Origin of the sequence: uncultured Aureimonas sp. (assembly GCF_913775355.1) — a bacterium.
Lineage (GTDB): Bacteria > Pseudomonadota > Alphaproteobacteria > Rhizobiales > Rhizobiaceae > Aureimonas.
The window spans coordinates 14,864-35,397 of sequence record NZ_CAJYIU010000184.1 but is presented as its reverse complement, the minus strand read 5'-3'; the positions used below and the strand labels follow the sequence as shown (position 1 = coordinate 35,397).

The following is a 20,534-nucleotide window of genomic DNA, read 5'->3' as shown; positions in this document are numbered from 1 at the left end:
CCGCCGACACCCGATCCCATGTCGCTGTCCTTGGCGTCGGCGATGATGAAATCCGACCGGCTGTATCGTCCGGCGCGAATGTTCTGAAGCTTCTGGTCCAACCGGAGCACGGCGGTCATCCTCGGATCGTTGACGGAGTGCACTCTCGGTTTCCGGACCGGACGTGCGACGCCGCGAGGTATAACTCCAAATTGTTTCATCGGAAATCTTTTTCTTCCAGACGGACGCCTGCGTGCGGCAAGCGGGCAATCACGCCTCCGGCATTCGTATCGCGCGTTTATGCCCCTAGATTGGCCTCCAGCGCCGATCCGCTGCTCGCAGCCGCAACATGGGATGCTGCACGACAATGACGTTTTATGGTTGACCTTCGCGTCGTTTCCGCATGTTCCTGACGCGAATTGACGTGATCTCGCGGAGAGTCCCCATGCACGACAGCCAAGCGGACTGGCGCGCCGCCTACGAGGGTCTGGTCCGCCGCTTGCCGGGCATGGCGCGCAGCGCCCCGCTGACGCTGTGCGGCATGAGCGCCTGCGTGGATGCAAGGATCGACCTTTCCAACGCGGCCGCCCTCTGGACGGCTGACGATCCTGACGCTGCCGCCTTCGCGTCGATGCTGAAGGATCGCGTCGCGCGCGGCGTCGGTGGCGAGGTGCGCGTCGAATGGCCCGCCGGCCCGGCCTGGCTCGCCGACCACGTTCCGGCGCGCTATGCGCTCGGCGGTGTCGGCCCGCAGGCCGGATGGGTGCTGACGACGCTCGGCGCGCCCGCGATCGTCAACCTCTCGGACCGCAGCGCTCACATGCTCGCGCGCCTGCCCGGAAACCTGCTGCTGGCCGAAGGCGAGCGCACGGTGCGGGCACGATCCGTGCAGCCCCGCGGTGCCCGGCGGCCCGACATCTACATCTTCGAATACACGGCGGGACGCGCCGTCGGCGACTGCGTGCCGAACCGCTCGTCGCGCATCATCGTGCGCTTCGGCGATCCGGGCCTCGAGAAGGACGCGGCCTTCGAGGGACTGACGCCGCACCTGGCGCCGGAGGCCGGAACCGGCCTCGTCGCAGGCTTCAACTGCGTGCCCCCGGCCGACCTCGACGACGAACTCGCCCGCGTGTTTTCGCTGACACGGCACTGGCTCGACGCGGGCCTTTCCACCGTGCACCTCGAGATGAGCACGTTCGAAGACGCCGCCTTGCGCGATCGCGTGTTGGACGGCGCTCGGGGTGCCGCGACCTCGCTCGGCATGAGCCATTCGGAAATGCGCGACCTCGCGCCCGGCGTCGCCGACGCCGACCTGGCCTTGACCATGCGGGCGCTCGGCGAGCGCCTGGGGCTCGACCGCGTCTGCGTCCATGCCGACCACTGGGCGCTGACCGTCACGCGGCGCGACGCGGACGTCGAGCGCGAAGCGCTGATGGCCGGTTGCCTCGTCGCCAGCACGCGGTCGATGGCCGGGCAGCCCGCCGTGCCGGAAGGCGTGGCGGACGGTGCGACGTTCCAACGCCCGCCCGTCGACGACGGACCGCTCGGCGACGGCTGGACCTCGGTCGCGGTGCCCAGCCCCTACCATGCCGCACCCGCCACGACCCTCGGGCTCGGCGACACGTTCACCGCCGGCTGCCTCCTCGTTCTCGGCTCGGCGGGCAGCGCCGGCCGCCAGCGGATCCGCCAACGCGCCTGACCGCGCGACTTCAGGACAGTGCCATGTATCGCGAAAAATCCGACCTCTCCGGCCGCGCCGCCTTCATCACCGGCGGCGGGCGCGGCATCGGCCTGTGCACCGCAGAGGCGCTTCTGGAGCACGGCGCGCGCGTCGTCATCTCCGATCGCGACCCGGCCGTTCTGGAGGCCGGGCGTGCGGAACTCGCTGAAAAGGGCTGGGAGGTCGATGCCGTCGCGCTCGACGTCACGGACTCCAAAGCCGTCGCCCGCGCCGCCGCGGAGGCCAACGAGCGCCATGGCGGCATCGACATCCTGATCGCCAACGCCGGCATCGCCTGGCCGGATACGCCGGGCGAAAGCATGACCGACGAGGTCTGGCACAAGGTCGTCGATGTCGACCTCAACGGCTGCTACTGGTCGTGCCGCGAGTTCGGCCGTGCCATGCTGGAGCGTGGGCGCGGCTCGATCGTTACGGTCGGCTCGATGTCTGGCCTCATCTCCAACAAGCCGCAGCGGCAGGTGCATTACAACGCCGCGAAGGCCGGCGTGCACCACATGACGCGCTCGCTCGCAGGCGAGTGGGCCCCGCGCGGCGTGCGCGTCAATTCGGTCGCGCCGACCTATGTCGACACGGCGATGTCGCGCGGCGGCTTCACCGACGACGCGCTGATGCCGACCTGGATGGCGTCGACCCCGATGAACCGCCCGGCGCGCGCCGACGAAATCGCCTCCGCGATCCTCTTCCTCGCCACCGACGCGTCGAGCGCGATGACGGGATCGATCGTAACGGTGGATTGCGGCTATACCATTTGGTAACCACAACTCACCTCGCACTGCAGCACGGCAGGGGCGCATCGCGAAGACCCTCATAGGATCACCCATGGACGCCCCCACCAAACGCGTCGAGATCATTCCCGCCAAGCGGCGCGCGATGATCCTCGACTACCTGAAGGTCAACGGGACGGCCTCGATCGGCGAGCTCACCGAGGCAATCGGCGGCTCGCAGTCCACGATCCGCCGCGACCTCGAACAGCTGACCGAGGGCGGCTATCTCGAGCGCACGCATGGCGGGGCGCTGCTCGTGCCCCCCTTGCGCGCGACGTTCGAGCGCGAGCCGGCGCTGAACGCGCACTACCAGCACCGGCAGAAGGCAGCGATCGGCCAGGAGGCGGCGACGCGCCTCAAAGGCGGCGAGAGCGTGATCTTCGACTCCAGCTCCACGGTGATCGAGGTGGTCCGGGCGACGGCCCTCCGACGCTTGGCCCTCACCGTCGTCACCAACAATATCGAGATCGCGCGGATCGGCTCCAGCGTGCCGGAATGGCGGGTGATCGTCACCGGCGGCACGCTCCGGCCCGGCGGGGACCTCCTGACCGGGCAGCCCGGCGAGCCGTTCTTCGAAACGATCCATGCCGACGTCTGCTTCACCGGCGCCTACGCCGTGACCGGGCAGATCCTGACCGACGCTTCGATGGAGATCGCCTCGATCAAGCGGGCGATGATCCGCTCGGCGCGGCGCACGATCCTTCTCGTCGACAGCACCAAGTTCCAGGCGCCGGCCTTCTGCACCTTCGCCCAGCTGTCGCAGATTTCCGAAGTCATCACCGACCAGGGCGTCGACGCCGATATCGCGTCCAGCCTGCGCGCCAGCGGCACGGAGCTCACCGTCGTTCCCCTGTCCGGCGACTGAGCCTCAGGCCGACGCGCGCACCGTCAGCCGCGCCGGCAGAAGGACGCGCGTCGTCACACCGGAGCCGTCGCGCAGGGCATCGAGCAGCATCCGGGTCGCGAGGGCCGCGTGGGCCTCCACGTCCTGCGCCATCGTGGTCAGCGCCGGGCAGGCGTAGCGGCTAAGCGGATGGTCGTCGTGGCCCGCGATCCGCAGCGCACCGGGCGCTCGGCCGATCGTCACGCCGCGCGCGAAGGCGGCGGCGAGCGCGCCCAGCGCCAGCCGGTCGTTGGCGCACAGGAGGCTGCGGAAGGGCGGTGGCCCCGCCTCGAGGATTGCCGCCATGGCCTCGAAGCCCAGGCGCTCGAAGTCCCAGCCGTTGCCGGGCGGCGCGATCCGCTGCGGCGGGAGTTCCAGTTCGGCCATGCGCGAGAGGTAGCGGGCACGGCGCTCGCGGGCGCTGGCGTTTACGTCCGGCATGTCGAGATAGGCTGGTGCCTCGCCGCCCTCCGCCAGGTAATCGACCAGCGCGGCGACGCTCTGCCCGTTGTCGTTGCCGACGAAGCCGCCCGCCGCGCCCGCCGCGCTGTCGAGGAAGACGAGAGGCATCCGCTCGCCGAGCGCCCGCGCCGGCTCCGTCAGAGCGTCCGCCCCGCAGGAGGCGATCAGCGCGCCCGACACCCGCTGGTCGAGGAGCGTCCGAAGTGCCAGCGCCTCGCCCTCCGCCTCGCCGCGCGACGAGAGGACGAGCGGCCAGAACCCCGCCGAGCGGCAGTGCTCTTCCAGAAGCGCGACGAGCGCCGCGTAGAACGGGTCGGCGACCGTTGGCACCACGATGCCGATGGTGCGGGCCCGCTGCCGGTTGAGATTGCGCGCGAAGGGGTTCGGCCGATAGTCGGACTGTGCCAGCGCCGCCTCGATGCGTTTGCGCGTCGCGGGACGCACGCTTGCGGGATCATCGAAGAACTTCGCCAGCGTCGGGCGCGACAGGCCGCAGGCCCTGGCAAAGTCCTCCATCGTGCGATGACGGGGCGGAAGCGGGATGGTGCGTCTCCGTATCGGGACAATACCGGCGCATCGTGACCACGAAACTTTGCGCGCGTAAAGTTTTCGATTGACCGCCCTCCCCGCCGGGCGCAGCTTGGCGACGGGCGCGACGGGAGAACCGACACCGCGCCCGCCTTGGGGAGGGCGTGGCATGAAGACGGTGGTGACCGCCGGGGAAATCGTCGTGGAGATCATGGCGACGCGGATCGGGCAGACGTTCCTGGAGCCCGGCCCGCTGGTCGGCCCCTTCCCGTCCGGTGCGCCTGCGATCTTCATCGATCAGGTCGGCCGGCTCGGCCAGCCCTGCGGCATGATTTCCTCGGTCGGCGCCGACGATTTCGGCACCCTCAATCTCGAACGCCTGACAGCGAGCGGCGTCGACGTCTCGGCCGTCGCGGTGCATCCCGGCGCCGCCACCGGCAGCGCCTTCGTGCGCTACGCGGCGGACGGCAGCCGCGCCTTCGTCTTCAATATCAAGGACAGCGCCTGCGGCCTGATGGCGATGACCGAAGCGGCCGAAGCGCTGGTCGACCGTGCCGACCACATCCACGTCATGGGCTCCTCCCTGTTCTCGGACGGCGCGATCACCGTGACCAAGGCGGCCGTCGAGCGCATCAAGGCGCGGGGCGGTACGGTCTCCTTCGACCCCAACATCCGGCCCGAACTTCTGGTCGGCGCCATGCGCGAGGCGCTCGAATGGGTCGCCGCGCGTTGCGACGTCTTCCTGCCGAGCGGTCCTGAACTCTTCCTCTTCACCGGGGCGACTGACGAAGAGGGCGCGGTCGCGGAACTCCTCGCCGCCGGCCGGTCCGCCGTCGTCCTCAAGAGGGGCGGCGACGGAGCCGTTCTCTACGACGCGCACGGGCGCACCGCGGTGCCGGCCTTCCGCGTCGAGGAGGTCGATCCGACGGGTGCCGGCGACTGCTTCGGCGCCGGCTTCGTCGTCGCCTGGTTGCGCGGCGAGGCCCCGGCGGAGGCGCTTCGCCTTGCCAACGCCTGCGGTGCCCTCGCCGTCACGCGCAAGGGGCCAATGGAGGGCACGCGCTTCCGTTCCGAGATCGACGCGTTCATCGCCTCGCAGACGGGAGTGGCGGCATGAGCGCCATCGACCGGCTTCGTGCCCTGCCGGGGCGCTTTCAGGCGGGCGAGCACGCCGGCGTCGCCTCGGTCTGCTCCGCCCACCCTCTGGTGATCGAAGCGGCGCTGCGGCACGGACTGGCGCACGAGCGCGACGTCCTGATCGAGGCGACCTGCAACCAGGTGAACCAGGACGGCGGCTACACCGGCATGACACCGGCCGACTTCCGCCGCTTCGTGGAGCGGATCGCCGCGATGGTCGGCTTTCCGCTGGAGCGACTGGTGCTCGGCGGCGACCATCTCGGCCCCAATCCGTGGAAGCATCTGGCTTCGCAGGAGGCGATGGCCAAGGCCGAGACGATGATCGAAGCGTTCGCCGCCGCAGGCTTCGCCAAGCTCCATCTCGACGCCTCGATGGGATGCGCCGGCGAACCGGCCGCCCTCGACGACAAGACCGTTGCCGAACGCGCCGCCCGGCTCGCGGCACGGGCGGAGAGCGCGGTCGCCAGAGTCGGCCTTGTCCCGCCGGTCTATGTCATCGGCACCGAGGTGCCCGTTCCCGGTGGGGCGACCGAAGCGCTCGACCACCTCGTCGTCACCGGCCGGGATCCCGTCCGTCACACGGTCGACGTTCACGCGAGAGCGTTTGCCGCGCTCAAGCTCGACGACGCCTTCGCCCGCGTCATCGCGGTGGTCGTGCAGCCGGGGGTTGAGTTCGGCCATGAGAACATCGTGATATACCAGCCGGACGCGGCTGCGGATCTCAAAGGCTTCCTTGCGGAGGAGCCGCGCCTCGTGTTCGAGGCCCATTCCACCGACTACCAGCCGGACGAGGCGCTGCGCCAACTGGTGAGTGACGGCTTTGCGATTCTGAAAGTCGGCCCGTGGCTCACCTTCGCGCTGCGCGAGACGCTCTACGGCCTCTCGCACATCGCCGACATCTTGGCGCCCACGCCGGACGAGCCGTCGCTGCGCGACGCGATGGAAGCCCTGATGCTGGAAAAGCCCGACAACTGGCGGAAATACTGCCACGGCTCGGAGGCGGAGGTGGCGGTCCAGCGCCATTTCTCGCTCAGCGACCGCATCCGCTACTACTGGCCGGACGCCGCCGCGCAAGGGGCCGTCGACCGCCTTGTGGAGCGGCTTGACGGTCGCGCGATCCCCCTTCCCCTGATCGGCCAGCATCTCGGACGATTGGCCGAGAGCGTCGCGGCGGGACGGGTCACGCCCGAACCGAGGGCACTTCTCCTCGCCGGCATCGAAGCGGTGCTCGACCGCTACGACCGCGCCACGCATTGATTTTTGAAGAGCAGCATCATGGCCCGCATGGGGATCGGCATCATCGGCTGCGGCAACATCGCCGCCACCTATCTGCGCAACGCGCGGCTCTTCGGCGACGTGGCGCTGGTCGCCTGCGCCGATCGCGTGTCCGAAATGGCGGAACGGCGCGCGGCGGAATTCGGCGTCAGGGCGATGAGCGTCGAGACGCTCCTCGCCGAGCCCGATGTCGAGCTCGTTCTGAACCTGACCATTCCCGCCGCCCATCGCGAGGTGACGGAGGCCGCGCTCGGCGCCGGTAAGCACGTCTTCACCGAAAAGCCGCTCGGCGTGACGCTCAGCGAGGGCCGCGCGCTGGTCGAAGAGGCCGAGCGGCGCGGCCTCACGCTCGGCTCGGCGCCCGACACGTTCCTCGGCGCGGCCGGCCGGCGGGCGTGCGCGCTGCTCGATGCCGGCGCCATCGGCAAGCCGGTGATCGGCACCGCCTTCATGATGGGTCGCGGCATGGAGCACTGGCATCCCAATCCGCAGTTCTACTACCAGCCGGGCGGCGGCCCGGTGCTCGACATGGGCCCCTACTACCTGACGATGCTGGTCAATCTTCTCGGGCCCGTGGCGCGCGTCTCCGCCACCGCGCGCACGGGGCAGGAAACGCGCGAGATCACCGCCGACGGGCCCTTCCAGGGCACGCGCTTTCCCGTCGGCACGCCGACGAGCCTCCTGTCGCTCCTGGAATTCCGGAGCGGCGCGGTGGTCACCTTCGGCGCCTCGTGGGACGTCTTCCGCCACTCCAATCATCCGATCGAACTGCACGGGACGGAGGGTTCGATCCGGCTGCCGGACCCCGATACGTTCGGCGGCGACGTATCCCTCTCGCCGCGCGGCGAGCCGTGGCAGAAGCACCCGAGCGAGCCCGAGACGTTCGGCGCGATCAACTGGCCGTTCGACGCCCCGCGCATCGCCAATTACCGCATGCTCGGCGTTGCCGATCTCGTTCGCTCCATCGCGGAGGGGCGGCCGGCCCGCGCCTCCGGTCGGCTCGCCCTCCATGTCCTCGAGGTGATGGAGGCGATCCTCACGGCCGCGGACACCCGCCAGCCGGTCGGCGTCGAAAGCCGGCCCGACCGGCCGTCGGCGCTCCGCGAAACCGAGGCCGCAGCGCTCCTCTCGGGCAATCCGTCATGACGCTCGATCCGCAGGCCGCAGAGGTCCTGGCGCTTGGAGCCCGGTCCCCTTCTCCGCCGTTCGAAGATGGTACGCCCGAGGCCGCGCGCCGCGCCTACCGGGCTTCCTATCTCGCGCTGCGCGGCGATCTCGAACCCGTCGCGGAAACCCTCGACGCCGCGATCGAAGGTCCGGGCGGCCCGATCCCGGTCCGCATCCACCGCGGCATCGGCGCGCCGGCCGAAGGCGCACCGGCGCTTCTCTATCTTCATGGCGGGGGCTGGGTGATCGGCGACCTCGATTCCCACGACGACATCTGTCGCTGGTTCGCCAATGCCGCCCGCTGTGTCGTCGTCTGCCCGGACTATCGGCTGGCGCCCGAACACCGCTTTCCCGCCGCGATCGAGGATGCCGGTGCTGTCCTGTCCCACATGGCCGCGGATGCCGCAGCGCTCGGCATCGATGCAGCGCACATCGCCGTCGCCGGAGACAGCGCCGGCGGCAACCTCGCAGCCGTCCTGGCGATCCAGTCGCGCGACGGCACCGTGCCGCCGCTGGAGGCGCAACTCCTTCTCTACCCCAACACGGACGCCGGTCAGACGGCCGATAGCTACGACCGGTTCGCCGAGGGCTACGGCCTGACGCGCCGGACGATGCGCTGGTTCCGCGACCAGTATGTCCGCGGCGACGACGACATCGCCGACTGGCGCGTCTCGCCCCTGCGGGCCGATCGCCTCGACGGGGTTCCGCCGGCCTTCGTTGCGCTCGCTGGGCAAGACATCCTCCACGACGAGGGGGCGGCCTATGCCGAGCGGCTACGCGCGGCGGGCGTGCCGCTCACGGTGCGCCGCCTCGCCGACCAGATCCACGGCTTCGCCTCGGCCGGCCGCTACATCGACGCCGCGCGCCGGACGGTGCTGGAAGCGGCGGACGCCTGGGCCGATTTTCGCACGAATGTGACGGTGTGAGGCGCGGATTGCCGCAAAACCCTTCCCGAATGCGACCTCCTTCCGTATTTCGCCATGAAGGATGGGCCACCGGGCTCGTTGGCCCGAAACCTATAAGAAACGGCGGCGATGGAAGAGGTCGATCCCATCATTACGATCCTGCGGCTTGTCGAGGAGGAAGACGACGGCAGCGCCATCGCGCGCCGCTTCTTCGAGAACCATCCCGACCTCGATCGCGCCGCGTTCCTGGAAGCCTGTTCCGTCGCGCTCGACATCATCGGCCTGAAGCCCTCGCAGCTTCACTAGCGGACGGCGCAGGCGTGGCGGACACTGGTCGGCAGGCGCGGCGCGGGACGGATGGGACGTCGGGCGCCGCCCTGCCTGTGCAGTGTTGCAGGGCTCCTATAGCCGACGCCTCATAACGGAAGCATGACGGTTCACCCGCTGATTTTAATCAGCGGCCAATTCGTCTCGGATGGCCGAGAGCCAGACGACGACGGCCTCGGCGCCGGGGTCCGGTACGCCCATCGCCCGTTCGCCGAGATAGCTCGACCGGCCGCGCCGGGGGGCCATCGATGCGGTCGCCGCCGCGCCGGCCCGGGCGGCCTCCACCGCGCCCTCCACCCCGCCGCTCGCGAGCGCGTCCGCAGCCGGCTGCAGCGCATCGAGCATCGTCCGGTCGCCTGGCTTGGCGTCGCCGAGCGTCGCGACCGCTTCGGTGCCCTCGCGAAAGGCCTCGGCCCAATCCGTCGACGTCGGCGCAGCGATCCCGTCGAGGGTGCGCGCGGCCCGCAGGAGACCTGCCGCATAGAGCGCGCCGGACGTGCCGCCGACCGAGCGGCGGAGGCTGCCGGACAGGGCGCGCAGGATTGAAGCCGCGTCCGCGCCCGTCCAGTTCGGCGCCTCGGCCTTCACGACCTCGGCGCCGCGCGCGAGGTTGAGGCCGAGGTCGCCGTCGCCGACGGTCTGGTCGAGTGCGGTCAGCCGCCCTTCTTCCGCGATCAGCCGCTCGGCGGCGCGCCACAGGATCGCGACGATCCGCGCGCCATCGCCCGGCCGCAGGTCCTGGCCCTTGCGTCTCGGCGACGCGACGACCGACGGTCCCTCGTCACCGAGCGGTCCCGCCCCGCGTCCCGGCCAAGCGGGTGCCGCGGCCGGCGCATCGAGGAGCCGCAACGTCTCGGCGTCCGTGCGCAGCAGCGAGACGGAACAGCCTGCCATGTCGAGCGCGGTGAGGAACGTCCCGGTCCACAGACGCTCGACGACGAGACCATGAGCCCGCGCAGCGGCGACGGCGTCGTGCGCGACGATCTGCATCTCCATTGTCGGCGTCGCGCCGAGATTGTTGACGAGGAGCGCGACCGGCGTGCCGCGGCCGAGCGCGAGTTCGGCAACGATCCGCTTCACCAAGGTCGCGGTGAGTTCGCGCGAAGGGCTCAGCGGCTCGCGCCGCACGCCGGCCTCCCCGTGGATGCCGAGCCCGAGTTCGACCTCACGCTCGCCGAGTTGGAAGCCCGGCTTGCCGGCGGCCGGCACGGTGCAGGCGGACAGGGCGACGCCCATGCTGCCGAGTCCGGCCATCGCTCTCTCGGCCGCCGCCTTCACCTCGGCCAGCGTCGCGCCCTCGGCGGCCCGCGCGCCGGCGATCTTGTGGACCAGAACGGTGCCCGCGATGCCGCGGCGCCCGGCCGTCTCGGTGCTGGCGGCAAGCGCGACGTCGTCGGCGACGACGACCATCTCGACCGGGATGCCTTCGCCGCGCGCGATCTCCGCCGCGAGGCCGAAGTTGAGACGGTCGCCCGTGTAGTTCTTGACGATCAGGAGGACACCCGCAGCGCCGCCCACCGCACGGATCGCGGCCAGCACCGCATCGGTCGAAGGCGAGGTGAAGACGTCGCCGCACACCGCTGCGGTGAGGAGCCCTTCCCCGACATAGCCGGCATGGGCCGGCTCATGTCCCGACCCGCCGCCCGAGACGAGCGCGACATGCCCGCGGGTGCGAAAGTCGGCGAGATCGGCGCGGACGAGCACGCGCTCGCCTTCCAGAAGAGCGAGACCGGGATAGGCAAGGCACAACCCCGCCAGCATCTCGTCGACCACCGCCAGCGGCTCGTTGATCAGCTTCTTCATGCGTCGGCTCTCTCCCAAGGTCCGGACGGCGCCGAACCATTGGGGTGCAGCCTACAAAGCTCGGGCCGGGTGATGAAGCCTCGGCATCGTGAAATTCAGCGCTCGCTTCCTGTCCCGCCGGGCGGCACGACGAGGCGCCCCTCCTCCGCCTTGTGGTAATACTGGCTCGCCACCAGCCAGCCCTTCAGTGGTCGAAGCGGCAGGATGCAGGTAAGGAGCAGGAACGGCAGCGACACGAAGACGTGGACCCAGACCGACGGCTCGAAGGCGATCTCCAGCCATACGGCGAAGAGCACGGCCGGCACGCAGCCGAAGCAGACAACGAAGAAGGCCGGACCATCGGCCGGATCCGCGAAGGAATAGTCGAGGCCGCACCGCTCGCAGCCCTTGGCGAGCGTGAGGAAGCCGTCGAACAGGCGACCTTCGCCGCAGCGCGGGCAACGTCCGCGTAGGCCGACCTTCCAGGGTTCGAGACGCGGCGCGCGTGGGTGATCGCTCATGTCGGAAAAGCCTTTCGCGCATCGGGGATGCCTGCCGTTCATATAGACCGGCGGCGCGACCGAACAGCGCGTGCGGCGTGCCAAACTGTCCAAGGCCGGGAACGCGCGAGCCGGCATCTTGTTAGGTGGAACCATTCCAGACGGGAGCCGCCCCATGCGCCACGACGTTCTCGCCCTTGCCGACCTGCCGTCCGACGGGCTGACGGAAGTCAGCGTCGGCGATCTTAAGATCCTCCTGGCGCGCGACGGGGACCGGGTTCTGGCGACCGGTGCGACCTGCACGCACAAGGGCGCCCCGCTGAAGAACGGCAAGCGCGTCGGCAACCGCGTGATCTGCCCATGGCATCATGCGATCTTCGACCTCGAATCCGGCGATCACCTCGAACCGCCGGGCAAAGGATGCCTGTCGCGCTTTGCCGCCAGCGTCGAGAACGGGCGGGTGATGGTCGAGGTGCCGGACGGCGCCGAGCAGCATCGCCCGGAGGTCGAGGCCGGCAAGCGCCAGAGTGGCGAGGCCCGGGTATTCGCGATCGTCGGCGGCGGCGCGGCGGGCCTCTCCTGCGCCGAAGAACTGGTCCGCCGCGGCTTCGACGGCCGTATCGTGATGTTCGTGCCGGAGCGAGAGCCGCCCTACGACCGCACCGACCTGTCGAAGACCTACCTGCAGGGCAAGAAGACCGACGACGCGCTGGCGCTCTACCCCGCCGACAAGCTGAAAGGCCTCGGCGTCGAACTGGTGGAGACCGCGGTGGAGCGGATCGACGCGGGCGCCAAACGCCTGCATCTCGCCGATGGCGAGACGCTGGACTACGACGAATGTTTCGCCGCGCCCGGCAGCGACGCGGTTCCGCTGAAGCTCAAGGGCGCCGATGCCGCCAACGTCGTGTCGCTGCGCAGCCACGACGACGCCCGCAAGCTGAAGGACCAACTGGCCGGCGCCAAGCGCATCGTGATCGTCGGCTCCGGCTTCATCGGCATGGAGGCGGCCGCCAGCCTCGTGGGCGACGAGCGATCGGTTACGGTGATCTCGCGCAGCGAACTGCCGTTCGCCAAGCAATTCGGCGAGGACGTCGCCCGCCAGCTTCTGGCGACGCACCGCGCCAAGGGCGTCGACGTGCGCGCGGGGGCGGAACTTGCCGCGCTCGAAACGCGGGACGGCAAGGTATCGGCGGTCACGCTGAAGGACGGCACGTCGATCGAGGCGGACCTGGTGATTGCCGCGCTCGGGGCAGCGCCGCGCTCCGATCTCGTGACCGGCGCGGAGCGGGACGGCAAGGGCATCAAGGTCGACGAGACGCTGAAGGCTGCGGAGGGCCTTCATGCCGGTGGCGACATCGCCGCCTTCCCGCTGGCGGCCACCGGCGAGACGGCGCGGATCGAGCACTGGCGGGTCGCCGAACAGCACGGACGCCACGCGGCCGGGGCGATGCTCGGCGATGCCTCGCCGTTCCGAGGCATCCCCTATTTTTGGTCGGCCCAGCACGGGCGCCTCAGCTATCTCGGCCATGCCGAGGACTTCGACGAGGTGCACATCGAAGGCTCGCTCGGCGAAAACTCCTACACCGCCTTCTACATCAAGGGCGGCAAGGTGCTGGCAGCGCTCGGGCTCGGAAAGGGAGACCGCACGCCCGCCCTGCACTCTCTCATGCTGAGCGATCCCGCCCCCGACCGCGCGCGGCTGGAAGCCGCCGGATGGGACCCGGCGGCGGTAAAGGTCTGAGCGGCCGAGGTCAGCGCAGGACCGGGCGGGCTTCCATCCGGTCCTGCCGACGCTCCAGATTTTCCTGTCGCACCATCGAGGGCAGGAGGAACAGGTCGATCAGCTGGCCGATGCCGAACAGGCCGAAGGTGAACAGCCAGACAAGTCCGGTCAGCGGACGCCCGAGATAAAACCGGTGCAATCCGCAGATGCCCATGATGCAGCAGAGCCAGAGGACGAAGGCGGCCGGGCCGGATTTCATGCGTCGCAACTCCTGTTCGCGTTTCTCTTGAGATGGGGATCGGCGGGCGGAGTTGCGAGGCCGGTGGTCAGCGCCCCCGCTTGAACGAGCCGAGGATGCCGCGCACGATCGCGGTGGTGACGGTGGATGCCACAGTGCGGCCCACCTGCTTCATCACGGTCTCGGCGACGGTCTGGCGCTGATAGCCGGCCCGCCGAGCCGCTTCACGGGGCGCCGCGCGGGGCGCGGGCCGCTCTCGGCGCACAGGTTCCTCCTCGTAGCGCTCCTCGCTTGGCTCGCCCCACGGAGCGCGCGGTTCGGCCGAGCGCCTCGCCGCCGCCTCCGCCCTTGCACGACCGGTGTCGCGCTGGCGCTGGACGGCGGCCTCGGCTTCGGCGCGCGCGGTCTCCTGCCGCTGAAGTTCGGCCTCGGCACGTCCCGTCAGCAGTTCGTAGGCGGACTCACGATCGACCGCCGTGTCGTAGCGCCCCGCGACCGGGCTCATGCGCATGAGTTCGGCGCGCTCGGCATCGGTGATCGGACCGACACGGCCGGCCGGCGGGCGGATCTTCACGCGCTCGACGATGCTCGGCGCGCCACCCTCCCCCCGCACGGAGACCAGCGCCTCGCCGGTGCCGAGCTCGGTGATGGCCGTGGCGCTGTCGAAGGCCGGGTTCGCGCGGAACGTCTCGGCCGCGGTGCGCACCGCCTTCTGCTCGCGTGGGCTGTAGGCCCGCAACGCATGCTGGATGCGGTTGCCGAGCTGCGCGAGCACCTTTTCCGGCAGGTCGAGCGGGTTCTGGGTGACGAAGAAGACGCCGACGCCCTTCGATCGGATGAGGCGCACCACCTGCTCGATGCGGTCGACCAGCGCCTTCGGCGCGTCGTCGAAGAGGAGGTGCGCCTCGTCGAAGAAGAACACGAGCTTCGGCTTGTCGAGGTCGCCCGCCTCCGGCAACTCCTCGAAAAGCTCGGACAGCAGCCACAGGAGGAACGTCGCGTAAAGGCGCGGGCTGCGCATCAGCTCGTCGGCCGCCAGCACGCTGACGACACCGCGCCCCTCGCGGTCGCACCGCATGATGTCGTCGATCGAAAGGGCCGGCTCGCCGAAGAAGCGGTCGCCGCCCTGCGTTTCCAGAACCAGGAGCTGGCGCTGGATCGCGCCGATCGTGCTCTTGGACACGTTGCCGTAGAGCCGCGAAATCTCGTCCGCGCGGTCGAGGATGTGCGCCAGCATCGCCTGAAGGTCCTTCAGATCGAGAAGCAGCAGGCCGTCTTCGTCGGCGATGCGGAAGGCGATGTTGAGCGCCCCTTCCTGCGCTTCCGTGAGGTCCATCAGGCGCGACAGGAGGAGCGGGCCCATCTCCGACACGGTGGTGCGCACCGGATGACCCTTGCGCCCGAACAGGTCCCAGAAGATCGCCGGATAGAAGTCGTTGTACCAGGGATCGAGGCCGATCTCGGCTGCCCGCTTGGCGAAGACCTCCTTCGGCTCGCCGCGCTCCGACAGACCCGAAAGGTCACCCTTGATGTCGGCGCAGAAGACGGGCACGCCGGCCTCGGAGAACCCCTCCGCCAGGACCTGCAGCGTCACCGTCTTGCCTGTGCCGGTCGCGCCCGTCACGAGGCCGTGGCGGTTGGCGTAGCGCAGTTCGAGATATTCCGGCTTCGGCTCGGCGCCCGTGCTGATCCCGCCGAGAAGAATGCGGCCGTCTTCGAGCATGATTCGGCTCCCAAGCCATCCCAACGGCCGCACGATACCGCCTTGCCCCGCCCGCCGTCGATTCCGCAGCCGAAGCGCCCGCCGATTGCGTCGGAGCGGCAGACTTGCCATGTTCCGCCCGCTTCGCCGGCCAGCGGCGGACGAACGGGAAATGGAACCGACATGACCGAACTCTGGGACCGCATCGCCGCCTCGGCCGAAACGGATACCGACACCGCCAGGACGGCGGTCGGCCACATCCTGTCCTACATGCAGTCCGAAAGCTTGGATCCGGCGGTGGCGAAGATGATCGCCGAGACGCCGGGCGCTTCGGACGCGATGGCGGCCTCCGGCGAGTCGGACTACTCGGGCGGCATCATGGCGCTCGGCGCCAAGCTGATGGGCCTCGGTCTCGACATGGGCCAGATCCGCTCCACCGCCGAAGAGTTCGTCGCCTATTCCAAGTCGACCGCCGGCGAGGACACGGTGAATCAGGCCATCCAGTCGGTTCCGGCGCTCGCGCCCTTCGTCTGAGAGGCACTGCCGGCCCCCGGCGAACCGGCCTTCCGGAAAAATGTCATGAAGCCCGGACTTGCCTTTCGGCACGGACCGGGCTTTGGCTCCCGCCCAAGCGATGCGGCGCGGCCTGAGAGGGCACCGCGCGTTTGTTCGAGCGAGGACATCGGCCCATGATCGACGCCTACACGGTCTTCGGTTCGCAGGTTCGGCGCCATGCGCGCATCACCCCGGACGAACTCCCGCCGGAAGCCGTGTGGATCGACCTGCGCAATCCGACGCGCGAGGAAGAGGACGCGATCGAGAGCCTGTGCGGCATCGAGGTTCCGACCCGCGAGGAGATGCGCGAGATCGAGGTGTCGAGCCGCCTCTATTCCGAGGACGGCGGGGACTTCATGACCGCTTCGCTCGTCTACGGGCTGGACGAGGGGCGCCCCGACTTTGGGCCTGTCACCTTCATCCTCGTCGGGCAGCGGGTCATCACGCTGCGCTACACCGACCCGCGCTCGTTCCAGATCTATTCCAACAAGCTGTGCCGCGGCGAAAGCAGCGATGGCGGCAACGCGTCCTTCGCCTCGACGCTCCTCTACGGCCCGCCGCCCGCACCGCCCAAGCCCTCGCGCATGCGCGGGCCGACAGCCGATTCCATCGCCATCGGCCTTCTCGAGACGGTCATCGACCGCATGGCCGACCTTCTGGAATCGATCGCGGCCGACCTCGACCGGATCGGCACCGACATCTTCCGCTCGTCGAGCGACAACACGCCGACCGCGACCTCCGACTTCAAGGAACTGCTGCAGCGGCTCGGCGCGGCGGGCGATCTCGCCTCGCGGACGCGGGAAAGCCTTGCCACCCTCGACCGCCTCCTGCCCTTCCTCCAGTTCGTCCTGGACCGGCGCAAGCCGCAGAAGGAGTTGAAGATGCGCGTGAAGGCGATGGCGCGCGATATCCATTCGCTGAACGACTTCGTGTCCTTCCTGTCGAACAAGACGACGTTCCTGCTCGACACCACGGTCGGCATGATCTCGATCGAGCAGAACGCCATCATCAAGATCTTCTCGGTCGCCGCCGTCGGCTTCATGCCGCCGACGCTGGTCGCCTCGATCTACGGCATGAACTTCGTCCATATGCCAGAGCTCAACTGGACCTTCGGCTATCCGCTCGCCATCGTCCTGATGGTGCTGACCGCGGTCTTTCCGCTCCTCTTCTTCCGCTACAAGAAATGGCTCTGAGGGAGGTTTCGCCCATGCGTGAGGACCGACCGGCCCGCCTCGCCGTTCTGATCGACGCCGACAACGCCTCGGCGCAGATCGCCGACGGCCTGTTCGAGGAGATCGCGACCATCGGCGAGGCGAGCGTGCGCCGCATCTACGGCGACTTCTCCTCCTCGCGCTCGCGCGGCTGGACCGAGGTCCTGTCGAAGCACGCGATCATTCCGCACCAGCAGTTCGCCTACGTGACGGGCAAGAACGCCTCCGACATCGCGCTTGTCATCGACGCGATGGACCTTCTGCATTCCGGGCGCTTCGACGGCTTCTGCCTCGTCTCCTCCGACAGCGACTTCACGCGCCTGGCTGCGCGCATTCGCGAGCACGGCATCGACGTCTACGGGTTCGGCGAGCAGAAGACGCCGGAGAGCTTCCGTCAGGCCTGCCGGCGCTTCGTCTATACCGAGAACCTGCGGGCCGACGTGGCCGCCGCGGCGCCCGCGATCGAGCGGGCCGCCAGCGTCGAGCCGATGCTGCGGCAGGTGATGGACCAGATCGAGACCGACGACGGCTGGGTGGCCCTCGGCCAGTTCGGTCAGCGGCTTCTCAACCGCTTCTCGGACTTCGACCCGCGCACCTACGGGCACAAGAAGCTGAGCGATCTCGTGCGCGACTCCGGCCTCTTCGATCTCGAAAAGACGGCGGGCGGGATGCTTCGCCTCCGCCTGCGCGCCGCGTCGTCGCCGCCGGCTGCCGGCGCCACGGTCGCGGCCGCGCCGAAGCGCCGCTCGCGGCGCAAGCCAGCCACGCCGGCCTAGGCGTCGACCGCCCGGACCTCGCCCACCTTGGTGCCCTGCCAGTTGCGCAAGGTCGTGTGCGACAAGGCGTCGTAGCGCTCGGCCAATGCGCCGTCGCGGCTGCGGAACACCCTTGCGAGCACCGCAGCGACGGCGGCCTCCGACGCGCGCGTCGCCCCGTCGTCGACCTTCAGCGCGAAGCCGAGCCCGAGTTCGGGCACCGCGCCGCAGAAGACGCCCTCGGCGCCGGTCTTGGCGAAGACGCGGCCGGGCGCGGCCTCCATCAGCGACACGCAGGCGCGCCGTGTGCCGGCCATGAACCAGGGTTCCGCCATGCAGGCGGCCATCAGCCGCCGCCCCGCCGCCGCGCGGGCGCCGTCGACGCCCTGCCCGGCGGCGAGACGCGCAAAGCCCTTGGCGAAACCGCGAAGCGGCGCGGCATAGGTCGGGATCGCGCAGCCGTCGATGCCGGCGGGCTGGTCTTCGCCGGGTCGCGTCTCGGTCAGATCGGCGAGGACGTCGCGCACCCGTCGCTGGACGGCGTGGTCGGCGCCCACATAGCCCGCGGGGTCCTCGCGCTCGTGGATCGCGGTGCAGAGGAAGCCGGCATGCTTGCCGGAGCAGTTGTTGTGGAGCTGCCCGGGCTCCCCGCCGGCACGGGCGAGCGCTAGCGCGACCGGCTGGTCGAACGGCCAATGGCAGCCGCACTCGAGATGGTGTTCGGAAAGGCCAGCCTTGGCGAGGACCGAGGCCGCGCGCGCCACATGGCCCGGCTCACCGGAATGCGAGGCGCAGGCGAGTGACAGGTCACCGGTGTCGAGCCCGAGCGCGTCGGCCGCGCCCGTCTCCATCAGCGGAATGGCCTGGAAGACCTTGATCGCCGATCGCGGGAACACGGGCCGGTCGATATCGCCGAAGGCCAGCACGGGCGTGCCCAAGGCATCGCACACGAGCCCCCGCACCTTGTGCCGGCTTTCCACGGCATTGCCGCGCGTCGTCTCGATCACGATATCCGTCGTCATGGCTGCAAGGCTCCCCGCCACGTCCTCATCCGTGGTTTGGAGCCCTAGCACGCTCCCTCCCTGCCGTCACAGGAACCTCGATGGCCTTGCTGCGTGCCGCCCTTATCGGCCTCGTTCTCGTCTTTCTCCTGCCGGCGGCGCTGTCGCTGCTCGTCTGGAAGCTCGGCGAGCATCCGGCGTCGTGGCGCGAGGCGAACTGGACCTCGGCCGCCGTGCTGCCCGCGGCCGACGCGAATGATGCGGCGGCCGTCTACATCATGGCGGCGCGCACCGGCGGGCTGAAGGGCGCGCTGTCCGAGCATTCCTGGATCGTCCTGAAGCCGCAGGGCGCGGCGCGCTACGAGCGGTTCGACAAGGTCGGATGGGGATCGCCGATCCGCCGCAACGGCTACCCGGCGGACGGTCGCTGGTACTCCAACGTGCCGCGCATCGTGGCGCAGCTAGAAGGCGCGGCCGCCGAGCGGGCGATCCCCGAGATCCGCGCCGCGATCGACGCCTATCCCTATGCGGCCAGCGGCGGCTACCGCATCTTTCCCGGCCCCAACTCCAACAGCTTCGTAGCGCATGTCCTGCGCTCGGTGCCGGAGCTCGGCGCGGTGCTGCCGCCCGCGGCCGTCGGGCGGGACTATCCGGTCGACGGCCGCCTCGTCGCGCTGGACAGCGAGGCTCATGAATTGCGGGCCTCGCTCTTCGGCTATGCCGGCTTCGCGATCGGTGCCAGAAGCGGTCTCGAGCTGCAGTTCCTCGGCCTCGTGGCCGGGATCGATCCGTTCCGGGGGCTCCTCAAGGTACCGGGCTTCGGCAGCCTGTCGATCACCGGCTGAGGAACGACGCCCCCCGCATTCCCTGCCCTCCCGTTTTTTGCTAGCCGAGGGAGGAAGGGGCGGAAGCGATCGCCCCGTTTGGGAGAGACGGCCATGTTTCTGAGTTGCGGCGACAACCTGTTCGACCTGTTCGCCGACAGCGAGGCGGCCGACGTCTCCCACATCGCGCTGAACGGGCGTATCGGCGGCTCGGCGCTGAATGTCGCGCTTGGTCTTGCCCGTCTCGGCCACTGCTCGGCCTTCTTCTCGAAGGTCTCCAACGATCTCTTCGGGCAGCGTATCAAGGCCTTCATGGACCGCGAGGGTATCGACCGGCGTCTTCTGATCGACACGGACCGCAACACGACGCTCGCGATGGTCTCGCTGTCGCAGGGCGGCACGCCGCGCTACGACTTCTACATCGAGGGCACCGCGGACCGCTCGATCGATCCGAGCGAGATCCCGGCATCGCTGCCCGATGATCTCGCCGCGATCCATCTCGCGGGCTCCTACTCCACGGTCGCCGAACCGACGGCGAGTGCGCTCGCCAAGCTCGCCGCACAGGAGCACGGACGCCGTTTCATCTCCTACGATCCGAACATCCGCGCCTCGGTGGTGCCCGACCTCGACGTCTGGCGCTCGCGCATCGGCGCGACGATCCCCTTTGCCACGATGGTGAAGGCGAGCGAGGAGGATCTGGAGCAGGTCTATCCCGGCCGCAAGCCGGACGACGTCCTCGCCGGCTGGCTGGAGGCCGGCGCGTCTCTCGCGATCGTCACGCTCGGCGACAAGGGCGCGATGGCGATGACCCGCGGCGGCGCCCATTGCACGACGCCCGGCCTGTCCGTCACCGTCGCCGATACGGTGGGGGCGGGCGACACGTTCCAGGCGACGCTGCTGGCACGGCTCTTCGAGGGTGGCCGGCTGTCGGCCGAGGGCGTCGCCGGCCTCTCGCAGGACGAGCTCTCCGAACTTCTCACCTTCTCGGTGCGCGCAGCCGCCCTCACCTGCTCGCGGCGTGGTGCCGACCTGCCGCGCCGCGCCGATCTCGGCCTGCCGCCGTTGAGCTGATCCT

At 69.7% G+C, this 20,534-nt stretch carries 20 protein-coding genes; 14 read left to right on the top strand and 6 right to left on the bottom strand.

What is annotated here, in order from left to right:
- Positions 1-424: 424 nt before the first annotated feature.
- From QZ753_RS11710 to QZ753_RS11700, 3 genes are all read left to right on the top strand, one after another.
- A complete protein-coding gene (locus QZ753_RS11710) occupies positions 425-1,678 on the top strand; it encodes an ADP-dependent glucokinase/phosphofructokinase (RefSeq protein WP_294643940.1) in 1,254 nt (417 codons plus the stop codon).
- A 23-nt stretch (positions 1,679-1,701) separates the two neighbouring features.
- Positions 1,702-2,475: an SDR family NAD(P)-dependent oxidoreductase gene (locus tag QZ753_RS11705; RefSeq protein WP_294643938.1), complete on the top strand. Its 774-nt coding sequence runs from the start codon at positions 1,702-1,704 to the stop codon at positions 2,473-2,475.
- Between the two features lie 64 nt (positions 2,476-2,539).
- Complete coding sequence (locus tag QZ753_RS11700) at positions 2,540-3,349, top strand: DeoR/GlpR family DNA-binding transcription regulator (protein WP_294643936.1); 810 nt, start codon at positions 2,540-2,542, stop codon at positions 3,347-3,349.
- 3 nt (positions 3,350-3,352) lie between these two features.
- Here QZ753_RS11700 and QZ753_RS11695 read toward each other — a convergent pair whose 3' ends face one another.
- A complete protein-coding gene (locus QZ753_RS11695) occupies positions 3,353-4,345 on the bottom strand; it encodes a LacI family DNA-binding transcriptional regulator (protein ID WP_294643934.1) in 993 nt (330 codons plus the stop codon).
- A gap of 181 nt (positions 4,346-4,526) precedes the next feature.
- Here QZ753_RS11695 and QZ753_RS11690 point away from each other — a divergent pair, with 181 nt between their 5' ends.
- The 5 genes from QZ753_RS11690 (at position 4,527) to QZ753_RS11670 (ending at position 9,147) form a co-directional block, all read left to right on the top strand.
- Positions 4,527-5,474 carry a sugar kinase gene (locus tag QZ753_RS11690; protein ID WP_294643932.1) on the top strand — a complete coding sequence of 316 codons (948 nt, stop codon included), beginning with the start codon at positions 4,527-4,529 and terminating at the stop codon, positions 5,472-5,474.
- The gene (locus QZ753_RS11685) at positions 5,471-6,751 is read left to right on the top strand and encodes a D-tagatose-bisphosphate aldolase, class II, non-catalytic subunit (protein ID WP_294643929.1); all 1,281 of its coding nucleotides are present in this window, start codon (positions 5,471-5,473) and stop codon (positions 6,749-6,751) included. The genes QZ753_RS11690 and QZ753_RS11685 overlap by 4 nt, the downstream gene beginning before the upstream one ends.
- 18 nt (positions 6,752-6,769) lie before the next feature.
- Positions 6,770-7,915 (top strand): Gfo/Idh/MocA family oxidoreductase, encoded by a 1,146-nt coding sequence (locus tag QZ753_RS11680; protein ID WP_294643927.1) that lies wholly within the window; start codon positions 6,770-6,772, stop codon positions 7,913-7,915.
- Positions 7,912-8,862, top strand: a complete 951-nt coding sequence (locus tag QZ753_RS11675) for an alpha/beta hydrolase (RefSeq protein ID WP_294643925.1) — start codon at positions 7,912-7,914, stop codon at positions 8,860-8,862. The genes QZ753_RS11680 and QZ753_RS11675 overlap by 4 nt, the downstream gene beginning before the upstream one ends.
- Positions 8,863-8,970: 108 nt before the next feature.
- Complete coding sequence (locus tag QZ753_RS11670) at positions 8,971-9,147, top strand: hypothetical protein (protein ID WP_156369299.1); 177 nt, start codon at positions 8,971-8,973, stop codon at positions 9,145-9,147.
- Between the two features lie 144 nt (positions 9,148-9,291).
- Here the strand turns inward: QZ753_RS11670 and dhaK are convergent, their stop codons facing one another.
- Positions 9,292-10,971: a dihydroxyacetone kinase subunit DhaK gene (gene dhaK / locus QZ753_RS11665; protein WP_294643920.1), complete on the bottom strand. Its 1,680-nt coding sequence runs from the start codon at positions 10,969-10,971 to the stop codon at positions 9,292-9,294.
- A 95-nt stretch (positions 10,972-11,066) separates the two neighbouring features.
- Positions 11,067-11,471 carry a DUF983 domain-containing protein gene (locus tag QZ753_RS11660; protein ID WP_294643918.1) on the bottom strand — a complete coding sequence of 135 codons (405 nt, stop codon included), beginning with the start codon at positions 11,469-11,471 and terminating at the stop codon, positions 11,067-11,069.
- 154 nt (positions 11,472-11,625) lie between these two features.
- Between QZ753_RS11660 and QZ753_RS11655 the strand changes: the two genes are divergently transcribed.
- The gene (locus QZ753_RS11655; protein ID WP_294643916.1) at positions 11,626-13,191 is read left to right on the top strand and encodes an FAD-dependent oxidoreductase; all 1,566 of its coding nucleotides are present in this window, start codon (positions 11,626-11,628) and stop codon (positions 13,189-13,191) included.
- 10 nt (positions 13,192-13,201) lie between these two features.
- Here the strand turns inward: QZ753_RS11655 and QZ753_RS11650 are convergent, their stop codons facing one another.
- Both QZ753_RS11650 and QZ753_RS11645 read right to left on the bottom strand, forming a co-directional pair.
- A complete protein-coding gene (locus tag QZ753_RS11650) occupies positions 13,202-13,432 on the bottom strand; it encodes an NINE protein (RefSeq protein ID WP_294643915.1) in 231 nt (76 codons plus the stop codon).
- 67 nt (positions 13,433-13,499) lie between these two features.
- Positions 13,500-15,134 (bottom strand): helicase HerA-like domain-containing protein, encoded by a 1,635-nt coding sequence (locus QZ753_RS11645; RefSeq protein ID WP_294643913.1) that lies wholly within the window; start codon positions 15,132-15,134, stop codon positions 13,500-13,502.
- Positions 15,135-15,296: 162 nt separating this feature from the next.
- Here QZ753_RS11645 and QZ753_RS11640 point away from each other — a divergent pair, with 162 nt between their 5' ends.
- From QZ753_RS11640 to QZ753_RS11630, 3 genes are all read left to right on the top strand, one after another.
- Positions 15,297-15,647 carry a DUF2267 domain-containing protein gene (locus tag QZ753_RS11640; protein WP_294643910.1) on the top strand — a complete coding sequence of 117 codons (351 nt, stop codon included), beginning with the start codon at positions 15,297-15,299 and terminating at the stop codon, positions 15,645-15,647.
- Between the two features lie 155 nt (positions 15,648-15,802).
- The gene (locus QZ753_RS11635) at positions 15,803-16,861 is read left to right on the top strand and encodes a magnesium transporter CorA family protein (protein ID WP_294643908.1); all 1,059 of its coding nucleotides are present in this window, start codon (positions 15,803-15,805) and stop codon (positions 16,859-16,861) included.
- 14 nt (positions 16,862-16,875) lie between these two features.
- The gene (locus QZ753_RS11630; protein WP_294643906.1) at positions 16,876-17,655 is read left to right on the top strand and encodes an NYN domain-containing protein; all 780 of its coding nucleotides are present in this window, start codon (positions 16,876-16,878) and stop codon (positions 17,653-17,655) included.
- Here QZ753_RS11630 and QZ753_RS11625 read toward each other — a convergent pair.
- Positions 17,652-18,656 carry an asparaginase gene (locus QZ753_RS11625; protein WP_294643905.1) on the bottom strand — a complete coding sequence of 335 codons (1,005 nt, stop codon included), beginning with the start codon at positions 18,654-18,656 and terminating at the stop codon, positions 17,652-17,654. The two genes, QZ753_RS11630 and QZ753_RS11625, sit on opposite strands and share 4 nt — an antisense overlap.
- A gap of 80 nt (positions 18,657-18,736) precedes the next feature.
- On the opposite strand from QZ753_RS11625, the gene QZ753_RS11620 reads away from it, so the two are divergent.
- Both QZ753_RS11620 and QZ753_RS11615 read left to right on the top strand, forming a co-directional pair.
- Positions 18,737-19,480, top strand: a complete 744-nt coding sequence (locus tag QZ753_RS11620; RefSeq protein WP_294643903.1) for a DUF3750 domain-containing protein — start codon at positions 18,737-18,739, stop codon at positions 19,478-19,480.
- A gap of 93 nt (positions 19,481-19,573) precedes the next feature.
- On the top strand, positions 19,574-20,530 hold the full coding sequence (locus QZ753_RS11615) for a carbohydrate kinase (protein ID WP_294643901.1): 957 nt from the start codon (positions 19,574-19,576) through the stop codon (positions 20,528-20,530).
- Positions 20,531-20,534 lie beyond the last annotated feature (4 nt).